This is a genomic window from Ralstonia sp. VS2407 (genome assembly GCF_052950655.1).
On sequence record NZ_JBRFVG010000004.1, the window covers coordinates 221,204 to 235,325 of the forward strand.

General features: G+C 63.1%; 11 protein-coding genes. 3 read left to right on the forward strand and 8 right to left on the reverse strand.

Annotated features, from left to right (window positions below):
- Nucleotides 1–21 precede the first annotated feature (21 nt).
- The 4 genes from folE2 to ACU8YE_RS08915 all read right to left on the reverse strand — a co-directional run bounded on the left by folE2 (nt 22) and on the right by ACU8YE_RS08915 (nt 4,241).
- Complete coding sequence (gene folE2 / locus ACU8YE_RS08900; RefSeq protein WP_024975157.1) at nt 22–828, reverse strand: GTP cyclohydrolase FolE2; 807 nt, start codon at nt 826–828, stop codon at nt 22–24.
- A gap of 250 nt (nt 829–1,078) precedes the next feature.
- On the reverse strand, nt 1,079–2,989 hold the full coding sequence (dxs, locus tag ACU8YE_RS08905) for a 1-deoxy-D-xylulose-5-phosphate synthase (RefSeq protein ID WP_232040633.1): 1,911 nt from the start codon (nt 2,987–2,989) through the stop codon (nt 1,079–1,081).
- A 56-nt stretch (nt 2,990–3,045) separates the two neighbouring features.
- Nucleotides 3,046–3,957: a polyprenyl synthetase family protein gene (locus tag ACU8YE_RS08910; RefSeq protein WP_232040634.1), complete on the reverse strand. Its 912-nt coding sequence runs from the start codon at nt 3,955–3,957 to the stop codon at nt 3,046–3,048.
- Nucleotides 3,954–4,241: an exodeoxyribonuclease VII small subunit gene (locus ACU8YE_RS08915; protein WP_232040635.1), complete on the reverse strand. Its 288-nt coding sequence runs from the start codon at nt 4,239–4,241 to the stop codon at nt 3,954–3,956. The genes ACU8YE_RS08910 and ACU8YE_RS08915 overlap by 4 nt, the downstream gene beginning before the upstream one ends.
- A 414-nt stretch (nt 4,242–4,655) precedes the next feature.
- Between ACU8YE_RS08915 and ACU8YE_RS08920 the strand changes: the two genes are divergently transcribed.
- The 3 genes from ACU8YE_RS08920 to ACU8YE_RS08930 all read left to right on the forward strand — a co-directional run bounded on the left by ACU8YE_RS08920 (nt 4,656) and on the right by ACU8YE_RS08930 (nt 7,751).
- Nucleotides 4,656–5,753 (forward strand): aromatic ring-hydroxylating oxygenase subunit alpha, encoded by a 1,098-nt coding sequence (locus tag ACU8YE_RS08920; RefSeq protein WP_232040636.1) that lies wholly within the window; start codon nt 4,656–4,658, stop codon nt 5,751–5,753.
- A 99-nt stretch (nt 5,754–5,852) separates the two neighbouring features.
- Nucleotides 5,853–6,842: a DMT family transporter gene (locus ACU8YE_RS08925; protein WP_260801916.1), complete on the forward strand. Its 990-nt coding sequence runs from the start codon at nt 5,853–5,855 to the stop codon at nt 6,840–6,842.
- Between the two features lie 21 nt (nt 6,843–6,863).
- On the forward strand, nt 6,864–7,751 hold the full coding sequence (locus ACU8YE_RS08930; protein WP_446928534.1) for a sulfurtransferase: 888 nt from the start codon (nt 6,864–6,866) through the stop codon (nt 7,749–7,751).
- Nucleotides 7,752–7,821: 70 nt separating this feature from the next.
- On the opposite strand, the gene ACU8YE_RS08935 is transcribed toward ACU8YE_RS08930, so the two are convergent.
- The 4 genes from ACU8YE_RS08935 to polA form a co-directional block, all read right to left on the reverse strand.
- Nucleotides 7,822–8,628 (reverse strand): ZIP family metal transporter, encoded by an 807-nt coding sequence (locus tag ACU8YE_RS08935; RefSeq protein ID WP_232040639.1) that lies wholly within the window; start codon nt 8,626–8,628, stop codon nt 7,822–7,824.
- A 148-nt stretch (nt 8,629–8,776) separates the two neighbouring features.
- Nucleotides 8,777–9,655 carry a dienelactone hydrolase family protein gene (locus ACU8YE_RS08940; protein WP_316869932.1) on the reverse strand — a complete coding sequence of 293 codons (879 nt, stop codon included), beginning with the start codon at nt 9,653–9,655 and terminating at the stop codon, nt 8,777–8,779.
- A 108-nt stretch (nt 9,656–9,763) separates the two neighbouring features.
- Entirely contained in the window at nt 9,764–11,098 is a 1,335-nt protein-coding gene (locus ACU8YE_RS08945) for an NAD(P)/FAD-dependent oxidoreductase (protein WP_260801919.1), read from the reverse strand.
- Nucleotides 11,099–11,305: 207 nt separating this feature from the next.
- Entirely contained in the window at nt 11,306–14,119 is a 2,814-nt protein-coding gene (gene polA, locus ACU8YE_RS08950; RefSeq protein WP_446928535.1) for a DNA polymerase I, read from the reverse strand.
- Nucleotides 14,120–14,122: the final 3 nt, after the last annotated feature.

Genomic DNA, 14,122 nt, shown 5'->3' on the forward strand with positions numbered 1-14,122 from the left:
TTTCTTTGGGCACAGCGTCGATTACTTGTCGGTGCGCTTGTCGCGCTCGATCAGCGCATAGGCGCTGTGGTTGTGGATCGACTCGAAGTTCTCGGCTTCCAGCGTGTAGGCGACGATGCGGTCGTCCTGGTTCAGGCGCATGGCGATATCGCGCACCAGGTCTTCCACGAATTTCGGGTTTTCGTACGCACGCTCGGTCACGAACTTTTCGTCCGGACGCTTGAGCAGGCCCCACAGTTCGCACGACGCTTCTTCTTCGGCCATGCGGATCAGCGATTCGACCGGCGTATCGGCCGCCAGCTCGGCATCGATCGTGATGTGCGAGCGCTGGTTGTGCGCGCCGTACTGCGAAATCTTCTTCGAGCAGGGGCACAGGCTCGTCACCGGCACCAGCGCCTTGACGCGGACCTTCGTGTGGCCGTCGCGCACTTCACCGATCATCGTCACTTCATAGTCCATCAGCGACTGCACGCCCGACACCGGCGCGGTCTTGCTGACGAAGTACGGGAAGTGGACTTCGATGCGGCCGGCGTCGGCTTCGAGCTTCTCCAGCATCTTTTCCAGCAGCAACTGGAACTGCGCCAGATTCAGCGGCTCGCGCTCTTCTTCAAGGAGCGCAACGAAGCGCGACATGTGCGTGCCCTTCTGGTCAGCGGGCAGATGCACATCGAGGTTGTACGTGCCGACGGTGTTCTGCACGCCCGAGGGGGTCTGCAGCGACATCGGATAACGCACGCCGCGCACGCCAACGCGCTGAATGGGGATCTGGCGGGTATCGTGACTGGACTGCACGTCCGGCATCGCGAAAGCCGGGTTCATATCGTTCATGATCGGTTTCCTTTACGGTCGCCCGGCCATCGCAGTCGGCCGGCACGCAACGAGTGTGAAACCGCGGAACTTGGCTGACGGTGACCACCCCTCAAGTGATCCAATCTGCCCATCCCGCGACTGCGCACACAATTCAGAAATAAGACTGGCGGAGTGTAAAAGAAATTTCCTACCTCTGCAGTCAACTACTCATACCCGTGGATGCAATACGGGTGATTGATTCTGCCTATGACGCAACACCAAAGGTGCCTCAAGCGACGCGCGGGGCTGCCGCGCGCGGCTGTACGGCAAAGCGCTCGCGGATGGACGCGAGGATGCCGTTGGCATCGAGCCCGCATTGCGTCAGAAGCGCCGCGTGATCACCGTGATCGACAAAGCGGTCAGGCAAGCCGAGCTGCAGTACCGGCGTTGCGACACCGGCGGCAGCCAGGGCTTCCAGGCACGCGCTGCCGGCACCGCCCATCACACAGCCTTCCTCCACCGTGACCACAAAATCGTGTGTGCGGGCCATTTCCAGGACGCATGCCACGTCGAGCGGCTTGACGAAGCGCATATTGACGACAGTCGCGTCCAAACGCTCGGCCGCCGCCGTAGCCGGCGCAACCATCGAACCAAACGCCAGAATCGCCACGCGCTGGCCAGCCGGAGCCGTGGAAGCGCGGCGCACTTCTGCCGTGCCTACCGGCAGCGGCTCCAGCGTCGGCTGCACCGCCACGCCCGTGCCGGCACCACGCGGATAGCGCACTGCTGCCGGGCAGTCCTGCGCAAACGCGGTACTCAAGAGCTGGCGGCATTCGTTCTCGTCGGCCGGCGTCATCACCATCATGTTGGGGATGCAGCGCAGGTAGGCAATGTCGTAGGCACCTGCATGCGTGGCGCCGTCTGCACCGACCAGACCGGCGCGGTCCAGCGCAAATACCACCGGCAGATTCTGCAGCGCCACGTCGTGGATCAATTGGTCGTAGCCACGCTGCAGGAACGTCGAATAGATAGCGACAACAGGCTTCAACCCCTCGCACGCCAGGCCGCCAGCAAAGGTGACGGCGTGCTGCTCGGCGATACCGACGTCGTAATAGCGGTCAGGAAAGCGCTGCTCGAACTCCACCATCCCAGAGCCTTCGCGCATGGCTGGCGTAATGCCCACCAGCCGCTTGTCGGCCGCCGCCATGTCGCACAGCCATTGGCCGAACACTTGCGTGTACGTGACCTTGGCCGGGCGCCCGGAAGGTTTGATGCCCTCTTGCGGGTTGAACTTGCCCGGGCCGTGATAGAGGATCGGGTCAGCTTCAGCCAGCTTGTAGCCCTGGCCCTTCTTGGTGACGACGTGGAGGAACTGCGGACCACCGCCTTCGCGAGCGCGCTGGCGGATGTTCTGCAGGGTCGGCACGAGCGATTCGAGATCATGTCCGTCGATCGGCCCGATGTAGTTGAAGCCGAACTCCTCGAACATCGTGGCCGGCACGAACATGCCTTTGGTGTGTTCCTCGAAGCGCTTGGCGAACTCGAGCACCGGCGGCGCCACCGACAGCAGCTTCTCGACGCCTTTCTTGGTGGCCGCGTAGAACTGCCCGCTCATGAGGCGAGCCAGATAGCGGTTCAGCGCCCCGACCGGCGGCGAGATCGACATGTCGTTGTCATTCAGCACGACCACGAGCGGCAGGTCTTTATAGACGCCGGCGTTGTTCATGGCCTCGAAGGCCATGCCGGCGCTCATCGCGCCGTCGCCAATCACGGCAATGGCGACGCGGTCTTCACCCTTGGTCTTGGCGCCTAGGGCCATGCCCAGCGCAGCCGAAATCGACGTGGACGAGTGCGCGGTGCCGAACGTGTCGTACGGGCTCTCGCTGCGGCGCGGGAAGCCGGAGATACCGTCCAACTGGCGCAGCGAGCCCATCTGGTCGCGGCGGCCCGTCAGGATCTTGTGCGGATAGCTCTGGTGACCGACGTCCCACACGATGCGGTCTTCCGGCGTGTTGAAGACGTAATGCAGGGCGATGGTCAGTTCGACCGTACCCAGGTTCGACGACAGGTGCCCGCCCGTTTGAGAGACGGAATCCAGCACGAAGGCGCGCAACTCGTTGGCCAGCGGCCCAAGTTGGCGGCGGTCCAGGCGGCGCAGGTCGGCCGGATCGTCGATGGTGTTCAGAAGTTCGTACGTCATGTGGGACCGCCGTTCAGGCGTTTGGGCAAAGACTTCTACCGTCTATGCAATGTTGTTCAGTGGCCACGCCGCACGATCAGGTCAGCCATTTCGACCAATCGATCGGTACGTGCCTTGTCCGCTTCACAGCCGATCTCGCGGGCAAGTTGGGCAACCGCCGCACCCGCTGTGGCGTGCAGCTCGTCGGCCAGTGCCCTGGCCTTGTCCAGCCCGAGGATGGACACGTAAGTCGGCTTGTCGTTGGCCTCGTCCTTGCCAGCGGTTTTGCCCAGCGTGGCGGTATCGGCGGTCACATCGAGGATGTCATCGACCACCTGGAACGCGAGACCGACCGCGCCGGCATAAGCATCAACCTGCTCCAAGGCTGCGGCATTCACGCCAGCACAGAGCGCGCCCATCCGCAGACTCGCCCGCAGCAACGCACCGGTCTTCATGCGATGCATCGCCTCCAATTCGTCCTGCGATAGTGCAATGCCGACGCTTTGCAGATCGATCGCCTGACCGCCCGCCATGCCGAGCGAACCAGAAGCGCGCGCCAATTCAGCCACCAACACTGCACGCGTCGCCTGGCTCACCGCGCCCAGCTCAGCCAACACGATGAACGCCTGCGTCTGCAAGGCGTCGCCTACCAGCAGTGCAGTCGCTTCATCATAGGCGCGATGCACGGTCGGGCGGCCACGGCGCAGGTCGTCGTCGTCCATGCACGGCATGTCGTCATGAACGAGCGAGTAGGCGTGGATCATCTCCACCGCGCAGCTCACGCCGTCGAGCGCCTCGGAGGAGGCCTCCCCCAGCGCGCCCGCCGCATGCGCCAGCAAGGGCCGCACGCGTTTTCCGGCCCCCAGGGTGGCATAGCGCATCGCCGCGTGCAGACGTTGCGGCGAGACGGTTTCGGCCGGCAGCGCGCGCTCAAGTGCACTTTCCGTCCGCGCGACCACAGATGCCATCCATTGGGCGAAATCGCTCATGCGTCGCCCTGCTCGTTCGCGTTGCTATCGTCGGCTAAGGGCCTCAGGGCTTCGCCATCAAGCACGCGCACCTGCTGCTCGACGCGTTCCAGCACCTGCTGACAGTATTTGACCAGCTCGGCTCCGCGTCGATACGCCGCAAGCGAAGCCTCCAGCGGCAATTCACCGGATTCCATGCTGGCGACGAGGGTTTCGAGTTCAGCCATGGCCGCTTCATAGGAAGCCGGCGTAGCGGAGGGCGTGGCGGACGCGCTGCTGGAGGCGTCGTTTGAGGCACGGGGCATGCCGATTGCGAATCAGAAAAGGACAATCTGGCATTTTACGGCAATTCCGCGTGCGTTCCGCGCACATCCCGCAAGGGGCGGGATAGCGGTTTGCGGTGACAAGGCGGGGCATCGTCAGCCCGGCGATCGCGCGGTTGGAAGCGGAAAGGGTTCGAAAATCAGGGACTTATCAATTTCCCTGGGGTACAATCCCCCCCTTTCCTCCAAAGGCCGGGCCGGTGTACGCCGCTCCGCACGATGGTTTGGGTCTGTTGGCCCATTGAACGTATGGTCGTTGGCCCAAGCGGGGGCCAGCAAGCGCTCGTTTCCTACCTCAACAGACCCTAGGCCACCTGCCGATGGCGTCCTTTCCCAAATCGATCTTGTCGATGGTTGGGTTGTTCACTGCTTTCACCGTTATTGGGAGTGGGGATAATGTCCAATCTCAGCGCCGCACTGAATCTGGTGCCGTCTGAAACCCAGTTGCCCGTCTCTGCTTACTTCGACGAGGCGCTGTATCAAACTGAAATCGAACGTCTGTTCAAACATGGCCCCGGTTACGTCGGCCATGAGCTGATGGTCCCGGAAGTTGGCGACTATCACACGCTTGCCGCCGAGGCCGAAGGCCGCGTGCTGGTGCGCAACCCGAACGGCGTCGAACTGCTCTCCAATGTGTGCCGGCATCGGCAGGCAATCATGCTCAATGGGCGCGGCAATGCCCAGAACATCGTCTGCCCGCTGCATCGCTGGACATACGACCTGCAGGGCGACTTGCTGGGCGCACCGCACTTCGAGAAGCAACCGTGCGTGCATCTGTCACGCTCGCCACTGCAGAACTGGAATGGCCTGCTGTTCGAGGGCAAGCGCGACGTGCGCGAAGACCTCGCCCGCCTGGGCGTGGCGCGCGATCTCGATTTCTCCGGCTACATGCTGGATCACGTCGAAGTGCACGACTGCAACTACAACTGGAAGACCTTCATCGAGGTGTACCTCGAGGACTACCACGTCGTGCCCTTCCACCCAGGCCTCGGGCAGTTCGTCTCGTGTGACGACCTGGAATGGGAGTTTGGCGAGTGGCACAGCGTGCAGACGGTCGGCATCCACGCGAATTTGCGCAAACCCGGCACACCGGCTTACCAGAAGTGGCATGACGCCGTGCTGCGCTTCAACAACGGCGAGATGCCGAAGTACGGCGCGGTGTGGCTCACCTACTACCCGAACGTGATGGTCGAGTGGTATCCGAACGTGCTGGTCGTGTCGACGCTGCATCCGATGGGGCCGACCAAGACTCGCAACGTGGTTGAGTTCTATTACCCGGAAGAAATCGTCCTGTTCGAGCGCGAGTTCGTCGAAGCCGAGCGCGCCGCCTACATGGAAACGTGCATCGAGGATGATGAAATCGCCGAACGCATGGACGCCGGACGCCTGGCGCTGCTCAAGCGCGGCACAAGCGAAGTCGGCCCGTACCAATCGCCCATGGAAGACGGCATGCAGCACTTCCACGAGTGGTATCGACGCACAATGAACTACTGAGCGACGACCGAAGGTAGGCATCCGCCGCCTTCCGCGTCACAATAGGAACGGTGCAGCCCTCACAGGCCGCACCGTTTTTTTTCGCCCTCGCCCCTCGCCATGCCTGCCGACACTGCTACCGCTGCCCAGACTGCCGCCCAGACGGCAGACAGCTCCTCTCGCCAATCGCTGTGGATGATCCTTGCCGCGTTTGCCTTTTCGGCGATGGGCGTGTGCGTGAAACTGGCCTCGGCGCATTACAGCACCGGCGAGATCGTGTTCTACCGCAGCGTGATCGGCATGACCGTGATGGGCGCCATCCTGGCCAAGACCGGCGCAGGCATCCGCACGCCCTATCTCATGGCGCACATCAAGCGCAGCGTGTTCGGGGTGACATCGCTGCTGCTGTGGTTCACGTCGATCAGCCTGTTGCCGCTGGCGACGGCCATGACATTGAATTACATGTCGCCGGTGTGGATTGCGTTGATCATCGGCGCCGGGGCTGCAATGGCCGGCAGAGCAGCGGGCGCCGACAAGAAAATGGTGGCAGCGATCCTGATGTCGTTTGTTGGTGTGCTGTGCCTGCTGCAACCCAGCGTGGGCGGCGGGCCGTCCCAGCTTGCCGGCGGCATGGTTGGGCTGGTGTCGGGCGTGTTCACGGCCCTCGCCTATGTGGAGGTGCGCCAACTGGGTGACCTGGGCGAGAACGAGGCACGCATCGTGTTTTACTTTTCCCTGGTGAGCGCAATTGCTGGCGGCGTCTGGATGCTGATCGGCGGCGCGCAGCCGCATACGTTGCACAGCGCGGCGCTGCTGCTGGCGGTGGGGCTTCTGGCCACGCTGGGCCAGACCGCCATGACGCGGGCCTACAAGCGCGGTAACACGCTGCTGACTGCTAACCTGCAATACACCGGCATCGTCTTTGCGAGCGGGTGGGGCATGTTGCTGTGGAATGACCACCTGAACGCACTGTCGTGGGCGGGCATGGCGCTCATCATCGGCAGCGGCATCGTGACCACCGTCATGCGCGCCCGTCAGTCGGGCGCCGAACATCCGACGCCGCAGACAGCCGTGTCCGGCCCGGAAGCCGAGATTCACCCGGAAGTTTGATCGACCCAGGAGATTGCCGCCATGAGCGAACGCGCTCACTACGCCACCCTCATCACCGCACCGCAACTGGCCGCCCTGCAGCAGAGCGCGCCCGAGGCGGTGGTCGTCATCGATTGCAGCTTTGACCTCGCCAACCCCGCCGCGGGGCGCGATGCGTATCACGCCAGCCATGTGCCCGGCGCGTTCTACATGCATCTCGACAACGAGCTGTCGGGCCCCAAAACCGGCACCAATGGCCGCCACCCGCTGCCCGATGCCGAAGCGCTGGTCGCGCGCCTGCAGGCGCTGGGCGTGAACGACGACACGCAAGTCGTCGCGTACGACCGCCAGGGCAGCATGTATGCGGCGCGCCTGTGGTGGCTGCTGCGCTGGGTCGGCCATGCCGATGTGGCCGTGCTTGATGGCGGCCTGCAAGCCTGGGAAGCGGCGCACTTCCCGGTCGACCAGGTCGTTCCCGAAGAGCCGCAGCTCAACGCCACGCCCGGCAACATCACGCGCAAGCCATCGCTCGTACAGATGGTCACTGCGGAGATCGTGCAGAAATACCTGGGCCACGCCGACAAGCCAATCGTCGATGCCCGCGCCCCAGACCGCTACCGCGGTGAGAACGAAACGCTCGACCCTGTGGGTGGCCACATCCCGGGCGCACGCAACCGCTGCTTCCGTGACAACCTGCAGGCAGACGGCACTTTCAAGCCTGCGGAACAATTGCGTGCCGACTTTACCGGCGTGCTCGCGGGCGCCCAGCCGCAAGACGCGACGTTGCAATGTGGCTCTGGCGTGACGGCCTGCCACAACGCACTGGCCATGGAGATCGCCGGTCTCACGGGCGCGGCCCTCTACGCCGGATCATGGAGCGAGTGGTGCAGCGACCCGTCGCGTCCGGTGGCGACGGGGCCGAATCCGTAATCTGCGAATCTGGCGTGCAGCAAAAAGCCCGGCATTGACCGGGCTTTTTTCTTGAGGGCGATGCGGCGCGTCAGTGCGCGTGACCGTGCAAACCTTCGGTCAGCAAAAAGATCATCGCGATGCCTGCCGCAATCAATGCGACCTGCACCGCCGATTCCTGCCAGCGCGGCCGGCGCTTCATCTGCGGCATCAGATCGCACACGGCGATGTAAATGAAGCTGCTCGACGCCACCACCAGCACGTATGGAATCCACGACGTCAGGCGATCCAGCAAATAATAGCCAAGCACCGCGCCCACCAACGCGCAAACACTGCAGAGCAGGTTGTAGACAAAGGCGCGCGTCTTGGTGAACCCGGCGTTGAGCAGCACCATGAAGTCGCCAATCTCTTGCGGAATCTCGTGAGCGGCAATCGCCAGCGCGGTGACGATGCCTACCCTGGTGTCCGCCAGGAAGGCTGCGGCAATGACGATGCCGTCCGAAAAGTTATGCAAGCCATCGCCTACCAGGATCATCAGGCCGCTGCGGCCCGCTTCCTGCCGGTCATGGCCGTGGTGATGTCCGTGACCATCGCCCTCGTGATGATGTGAATGGCGGATCAGCGAGATCTTTTCCAGCAGGAAGAAACCCAGCAGCCCGGCCAGCAACGTGGCGAACAACGCATGCGTGTTGGGCTCGATGCCGCGATGCGCTTCGAACGCCTCCGGCAACGAATGCAGCAGCGACGTGGCCAGCAGCACGCCTACCGAAAAACTGACCATCCGATCGACCATGCGCGACAGCACCGTCAATGACAGCACGGCGGCGCCCGCCATGCTGCCGATGCCAGACAGCGCGGTGGCGAGAAGAATGCCTAACAGGGTGGTATCGAAGGTCATGCGGAGGTGACGCAGCGGGAGCCAATAAACGCAACAGAGTTGCAAGAAGGGCGAATTGTATGCCGCTTTATCAACCTTTGCCAGCACAGACAACAGAAAAAAGGCCCCAGCGACTGCGAGGGCCTTCCATCTTCAGCGCGTGGCGGCGCTACACCACCCCGTGATCCTTGAACCAGGCGAGGCACTTCTTCCAGCCATCTTCCGCGTCGGCCTTCACATAGCTCGGTCGGTAATCTGCATGAAATGCATGGCCGGAATTCGGATACACGATGATGCGTGATGCATGCGCCTTGGGGTTCTTGGATTTTTCCAACGCGGTCTTCATCGTGTCGCGCACGTCTTCCGTGATCACGGTGTCCTTCGCGCCGTAAAGACCCAGCACAGGCGCCTTCAATTCGTCCACCTTGTCGATGGGCGAAGCCGGTTGCAGCGGATTCGGATTGCCCTTCAGCGGCCCATACCAGGACACTGCAGCCTTGATGCTGGGATTGCGCTCCGCGGCAAACCAGACGTGACGCCCACCCCAGCAGAAACCGGTGATGCCGATACGCGCCGCGTCGCCACCGTTCTCCTTGGCCCATGCGATCGTGGCGTCGATATCGCCTGCCACCTGTGAATCCGGCACCTTGGAGACCACGTTGGCAACGGTTTCTTGCACCGTGCCGTACGCACGCGGATCGCCCTGGCGCACAAACAACTCAGGCGCGATCGCCAGATAGCCGAGCTTGGCAAAGCGCCGGCAAATATCGGCAATGTATTCGTGCACGCCAAAGATCTCGCTGACGACAATCACCACCGGAAGCTTCGTCTTGCCCTCCGGCTGGGCACGATAAGCCGGCATCTTGAAATCGCCGACGGGCACAGTCACCTCGCCCGCCGTCAGCCCATTGAAATCGGTATGGATGGTCTGCGCAGACACCGGTAGCACCGCAGCCGCAAAGGCCGAGCCCAGTGCGGTCTTCATGAAGCCGCGACGGTCAAAGCTGCGGCCGGGTACCAGGCTCTCCACTTCTGCATCAAGCTGCATCGCACTCTCCTCCCGCCCTTGGACGGTTACGGTGAACGAAGCGGCTAGTCTACCGAAGCGGTTGCATTGCTGCAGAGCCAGGCATCCAGCGCAAGCAACAGGAACAGCCTAGTGCAGCTTGACCCGCGGATTCGTCTTGCTGCGCAGCCAGTGCATGACCGTATCCACCGACATGCGCACCCAACCGTGCAACGCCAGCACGTGCATGCGATACAGCGACGTGTACATCAGCCGCGCCATCAGGCCTTCGATGAACATCGATCCGCCGATCAGCCCGCCCATCAGGCTGCCCACAGCGCTGAAATGGCCCAGCGACACCAGCGAGCCGAGATCCTTGAACGCGAACGGCTGGACCGGCTTGCCATCCATACGCTTGCGCAACGCGTCGAACAGATAGGTGGCCTGCTGATGCGCAGCCTGCGCACGCGGCGGCACGCTGGTTGACGCCTCGGGCCACGGGCAGCTTGCGCAATCGCCAAAGGCGTAGATCGAATCGTCGCCTTCCACCTGCAGCGTGCGTGAGACGACAACCTGACCCAGCTTGTTCACCGGCAACCCGAGCTCACCCAGCACCGACGGCGCGCGGATGCCCGCAGCCCACACGGTCAGATCTGCCGGAATGGACTTGCCGCTGGCCGTGTTGACGGCGCTTGCGGTGACTTCCGTCACACGTTCGCTGGTGATGACGTCCACGTCGAGCTTGTGCAGCAGCTCAGTGGTCGCAGCCGAAATGCGCTCCTTGAGCACCGGCAAAATACGCGGGCCGCCTTCGATCAAATGGATGCGGATGTCGTGGCGCGGGTCCAGCTTGTGCAGGCCATAAGCGGCCAGCACGTGGGCCGTATTGCGCAGCTCTGCTGAGAGTTCCACGCCTGTGGCGCCCGCACCGACGATGGCGATGTCAACCTGCGGACGCGCATCGCCCACGCCGTTCTGAGCGCGCATGCACGCTGCAATGAGCCTGCGGCGGAAGCGCTCGGCCTGCCATGCGGTGTCGAGGGCGATGGCGTGCTCGGCCGTGCCCGGCACGCCGAAGAAATGCGTCACGCTACCGATGGACAACACCAGCGTATCGTACGAAATGGCGCGCTCGGGCAGCACCTCGGTGCCGTCGGCGTCAACGCATCCGGACACGATGATGGACTTGGCGACGCGATCAAGGCCCTTCAGCTCGCCCTGCTGGAATTCGAAGCCATGCCAGCGCGCCTGCGCCGCGTATTCGAGCTGATGCGTGTTCGGATCCATGCTGCCGGCAGCGACTTCATGCAGCAGCGGTTTCCAGATGTGTGTGGGGTTGCGGTCGACCAGAATGACCTGGGCTGCGCCGCGCTTGCCGAGCTTGTCACCCAGCCGCGTTGCAAGTTCCAACCCGCCGGCGCCCCCGCCGACCACCACAATGCGCGGCCCGTTCGCCCCGCCTGCGCCATCCGTCTGCCCTGCCATGTGCCTCTCCTGGAGCCGTTGAATCTTCTCGATCACGTGATCTGTCAGGTGCAGTCTGCTGCAACGCAAAATTCACCGCAACCCCGCGCGCATGGATATGGCGAATCATGACGACCGCATGCCCAGGCCATCCGCAGGCTGCCTCGGCAGGCAAACTGGCGCCATCCCTTGTTTGACGGTGTAGCGCTCAGCTGGCAAGCGATTGCGTCAGTGCGCCTCTTCCCAGTTGGCGCCTACACCCACTTCGGCCACCAGGGGCACGCGCAACGTTGCGACGCTGCACATGAGCTCGGGCAGACGCTCGCGCACCACGGCCAATTCGTCCTGCGGAACTTCCAGAACCAGTTCATCGTGCACCTGCATGACCAAGCGCGAGCGCATCGCCTCGGCTTCGAGCCAACCTTGCACAGCCAACATCGACAGCTTGATCAGGTCAGCCGCCGTGCCTTGCATCGGCGCATTAATGGCGGCGCGCTCGGCAGCCTGGCGGCGCGGGCCGTTGCCGCCATTGATGTCGGGCAGCCACAGGCGACGGCCGAAGACGGTCTCCACGTAGCCTTGCTCGCGCGCGCTCTGGCGAGTTTGGTCCATGTAGCTCGCGGCGCCGGGGTAGCGGGCGAAGTAGCGATCGATATAGAGCTTGGCAGCGTCGCGCCCGATGCCCAGGTTGCTCGCCAGGCCGAACGCGCTCATGCCGTAGATCAGACCGAAGTTGATGACCTTGGCCACACGGCGCTGGTCGGGCGAAACCTCCAGCGGCGTCACGTTGAACACTTCGGCTGCCGTTGCGCGGTGCACATCCTGGCCCTCACGGAACGCACGCATCAGGCCTTCGTCCTGCGACAGATGCGCCATGATGCGCAGTTCGATCTGCGAGTAGTCGGCCGACACGATCACGCTGCCCTCCGGCGCGATGAACGCTTCGCGGATGCGTCGCCCTTCTTCCGTGCGCACTGGAATGTTCTGCAGGTTCGGATCGGTCGAGGCCAGGCGCCCTGTCACCGCCGTCGCCTGACCGTAGGTGGTGTGAACGCGGCCAGTGCGCGGGTTGACCATCTTGGGCAGCTTGTCGGTGTAGGTGGACTTGAGCTTGGCCAGGCCCCGATAATCGAGCAGCAGCTTCGGCAGGGGGTAGTCTTCGGCCAGCTTCTGCAGCACTTCTTCGTCAGTCGACGGCGCGCCGCTCGCGGTCTTCTTGATGACCGGCAGCTTCATCTGGTTGAAGAAGATGTCACCGATCTGCTTGGGCGAGCCGAGATTGAACGGCTGCCCGGCAAGCTTGTGCGCCTCGGCCTCCAGATCGATCAGGCGCAGGCCCAGCTCGTTGCTCTGCCTGGCCAGGCGTTCGGCATCGATCAGCACGCCGTTGCGCTCCATTTTCTGCAGCACGATGGAGGTCGGCATTTCGATCTGCTCGTAGACGTAGCGCAGCTTGTCGTCTTCGGCCACCTTGGGGAACAGCGTGCGATGCAGACGCAGCGTGATATCGGCGTCCTCCGCCGCATACTCGGTCGCGCGATCGAGCGGCACCTCATCAAAACCGATCTGCGATGCACCCTTCCCGCACACCGCTTCGTAGGTGATCGTCTTCAAGTGCAGCACGCGCTCGGCAAGCGCGTCCATGCCGTGATTGCGGTGAGATTCCAGCACATACGATTCGAGCATCGTGTCGTGCTCGATGCCGCGCAGCGCGATGCCATGGTTGGCAAACACATGCGCGTCGTACTTCAGATGCTGGCCGACCTTCTTGCGCGATTCATCTTCAAGCCACAGCTTCATGCGCGCGAGCACGGTGTCTCGCGAGAGCTGCGCCGCTGCATCAAACCCGGCCACATCCGGGCCGCGATGCGCCACCGGAATGTAGCAAGCCTCGCCCGGCTTGACCGACAGCGAAATGCCTACCAACTGCGCGAGCATCGGGTCGATGGATGTCGTCTCGGTATCGATACAGACGAGGTCCACTTCATCCAGACGCTGCATCCACGATTCGAGCTGCGCTTCGGTCGTCACCGTCTCATACTTGATCTCGTCGGGCGGCGCTTCCACATCGAACAGGTTGGCCTGGGCCTGCAGTTGTGCAGCCTCGCCGGCGTAGTTCTTCACCGGCGTCGCGGCCTTGCGCGCGGCGCCCACGCTTCGCGTATCGGGCAGAGCATCGCCGGAAGCCTCACGCAGCCACGTCTTGAAGCCATAACGCGAGAAGAAATCGACGAGTTTGGATTTGTCTTCGCCGCCGTCGATCAGCGCGTCGAACGTCGGCACTTCCTTGCTGAGGTCGCAGTCGAGCTTCACGGTCAGCAGTTCACGGCCCTTCGGCAGCCACTCGAGCGTGTTGCGCAGGTTGTCGCCCACCACGCCCTTGATCTCGCCCGCGCGCGCGATGACGTTGTCGAGCGAGCCGAACTCCGTCAGCCATTTCACCGCGGTTTTCGGGCCCACCTTCGGCACACCGGGCACGTTGTCCACGGTGTCGCCAATCAGCGAGAGATAGTCGACGATGCGCTCCGGCGGCACGCCGAATTTGGCTTGCACGCCGGCCGGGTCGAGCGTTTCGTTGGTCATGGTGTTGACCAGCGTGACATGGTCATTCACCAGTTGGGCGAGGTCCTTATCACCCGTTGAGACGATGGTCCGGACGCCTTCGCGAGCCGCCCGTTCGGCCAGGGTACCGATCACGTCGTCGGCCTCGACACCTTCGACCACCAGGATGGGCCAACCCAATGCCCGCACGGCTTCGTGGATCGGTTCGATCTGCGCGCGCAGGTCATCGGGCATGGGTGCGCGATGTTCTTTGTAGGCCGGATAGAGGTCGTCGCGAAAGGTCTTGCCTTTGGCGTCGAAAATGCAGGCGCTATACTTGGCCGGGTAGTCGTTGCGCAGTTTGCGCAGCATGTTCACGATGCCGTAGATGGCCCCCGTAGGAAACCCTTCTCCGTTTCGCAAGTCGGGCAGTGCGTGATAGGCACGGTACAGATAACTCGAGCCATCGACGAGCAACAGCGTTTCTTGACTTTCCGACATTCC

Coding starts and splice junctions, on each gene's coding strand:
- ACU8YE_RS08925 (WP_260801916.1), top strand. CDS start 5,853: ATGCCTGCCGACACTGCTACCGCTGCCCAGACTGCCGCCCAGACGGCA.
- ACU8YE_RS08940 (WP_316869932.1), bottom strand. CDS start 9,655: ATGCAGCTTGATGCAGAAGTGGAGAGCCTGGTACCCGGCCGCAGCTTT.
- ACU8YE_RS08920 (WP_232040636.1), top strand. CDS start 4,656: ATGTCCAATCTCAGCGCCGCACTGAATCTGGTGCCGTCTGAAACCCAG.
- ACU8YE_RS08945 (WP_260801919.1), bottom strand. CDS start 11,098: ATGGCAGGGCAGACGGATGGCGCAGGCGGGGCGAACGGGCCGCGCATT.
- polA (WP_446928535.1), bottom strand. CDS start 14,119: ATGTCGGAAAGTCAAGAAACGCTGTTGCTCGTCGATGGCTCGAGTTAT.
- ACU8YE_RS08935 (WP_232040639.1), bottom strand. CDS start 8,628: ATGACCTTCGATACCACCCTGTTAGGCATTCTTCTCGCCACCGCGCTG.
- folE2 (WP_024975157.1), bottom strand. CDS start 828: ATGAACGATATGAACCCGGCTTTCGCGATGCCGGACGTGCAGTCCAGT.
- ACU8YE_RS08910 (WP_232040634.1), bottom strand. CDS start 3,957: ATGAGCGATTTCGCCCAATGGATGGCATCTGTGGTCGCGCGGACGGAA.
- ACU8YE_RS08930 (WP_446928534.1), top strand. CDS start 6,864: ATGAGCGAACGCGCTCACTACGCCACCCTCATCACCGCACCGCAACTG.
- ACU8YE_RS08915 (WP_232040635.1), bottom strand. CDS start 4,241: ATGCCCCGTGCCTCAAACGACGCCTCCAGCAGCGCGTCCGCCACGCCC.
- dxs (WP_232040633.1), bottom strand. CDS start 2,989: ATGACGTACGAACTTCTGAACACCATCGACGATCCGGCCGACCTGCGC.